General features: G+C 36.4%; 1 pseudogene. It reads right to left on the bottom strand.

Going from position 1 to position 1,828, the window contains the following annotated elements:
- Positions 1 to 39: 39 nt before the first annotated feature.
- Positions 40 to 1,828: pseudogene (locus E7C97_RS09590) on the bottom strand (VirD4-like conjugal transfer protein, CD1115 family); the annotation flags it as partial.

Genomic DNA, 1,828 nt, shown 5'->3' with positions numbered 1-1,828 from the left:
CTTTAAAATGCGTAATCATCTATTTCCTCTTTTCTATTTTTATTTTAAACTAGATTCAAAAGTTAAATCACGAATTCTAAGGCCTTCAAGATGATTTTCCTGACTTTGATTCAAAGGATTGATCTGATAGTTCCACCACCGTTCATCGGTTTCTTGACTGGCTAGGTACTTCCAGTTTGGATGCTTAGTTGAATTGTACTTTTTGCTTTTAAAGACAGGCATATTGGCAATTCGAACTAAGCATTCATGCCGTTTCATATTTCCGACTTCATCAGGTGTCATTAAATCACGAGCAATCTTTTGATGAGAAAGGGATCCTGAACCTGTCTGGCCAAAGGAACGACTAGTGTTTCGAACATCAATGGTTTGTTTACCGAGTAAGCCACTCATAAATTTAAAGGTATCTTCATCATTACCACCTAAGTAGACTAAGCTATCACAGTTCCCCAAAATGGTTTTCCAAGCTTCTTTTTCTTTATAGAGCCCTTGAAGTTGGGCAATATTTTGTAGAATAGGAACGAGACTCATATTTCGAGAACGGACTGTTGAGGTTTGTTCAGCAAAATCTGGAATTTCACCGATATTTGCGAACTCATCTAAGTAAACTCTCACATGAAGAGGCAATTGACCCTTAAAATCAATATCTGCTTGTCTTGTTAGGGTTTGAAATACGGTTGAAAAAAAGAGGGCTGAAAGAAAGCGAAAGGTACTATCGTTATCTGGGATAACTAAGTAAACCATTGATTTTTCCTTGCCCCATGTCTTCATATCAAGGGTATCTCTTTTGGTCAAATCCATGACACTTTGAATATTGAAGAGGGAAAATTTAGCAGTGGTTACAGCAATAACAGAATCCAGAGTCTTATCCTTATAATTTTGAAAATCTGCCCATTTTCAGTTCCATACTTTTTAGCATAATTTTCAAATAGAATTTCTAAGACACTTTTTTCTTGGTTTTCACCCTTGGATAAGTGTTTAATGAGTTTTGATATTTCAGCAAAACTTGGATAACGCCCTCTTTTTTTTCGCTCTTCCACTTCTTTTTTTTGCCGTTTCAACAAGTTTTGGTATTCATTTTGACTTAAACGACTTTCTTCTATGAGCTGTTCTCTTGTTTTAGGTGGGTTATAGAAATCGACCAAGTAAGAGGCTAAAGCTCGAACCAAAGTCATAGAAGCTTCATCCCAAAATGGATCACTACGGGAGCCAGAGCCTTTGGTGTTATTGAAATAAACCGTCAGCATGCGATTCAAATCATTTTCTGTCTCTATATAGCGAAAAGGATTGAAGCCATCTGAGTTCTTCATATTGACTAAATCTAGCACCTTTACTTGGTAGCCATGTTCCAAAAAGAGTCTTCCTGTTTTCTCAGCTAAGTGATCTTTAGGATCCACGACAATATTGGAACTATTCATCTGAATCAGATTGGGTTTTACAAAGCGAAATGTCTTCCCACTTCCTGAACCTCCGATCACCGCAATATTCTTATTTCTATCATATTGGGGTGTTTTTTTATCTAATAATGTCAAACGAACATCTTGTGCTAAGATCGTATCATGAGAAAATTCTTTACCGTAAAAGAGCTTCTTTTCTTTTAGAGTTCCAAAACGTGCGCTCCCGTATTCTACTCCTTCTCGGTATTGTTTTTTACCAGTCTCTAGATAGAGATAAACTAGTAACATCATTACAAAACCTAGTAGAAAAAAAGCACTTGATTTTCCAGTAAAATAAACATTCCATGGCGACTGAAGAACTTCATCTTGACCTTCCATCAGGAGATGAGTCCATTTATCTAAGCTATTTCCAGTATAGGAATCATACAAAAGCG

The sequence above is a fragment of the Streptococcus sp. genome, from assembly GCF_032481935.1.
Taxonomy (GTDB): Bacteria; Bacillota; Bacilli; order Lactobacillales; family Streptococcaceae; genus Streptococcus.
Note: the sequence above shows the minus strand (reverse complement) of the source record. Positions and strands in the feature narration are given on the sequence as shown.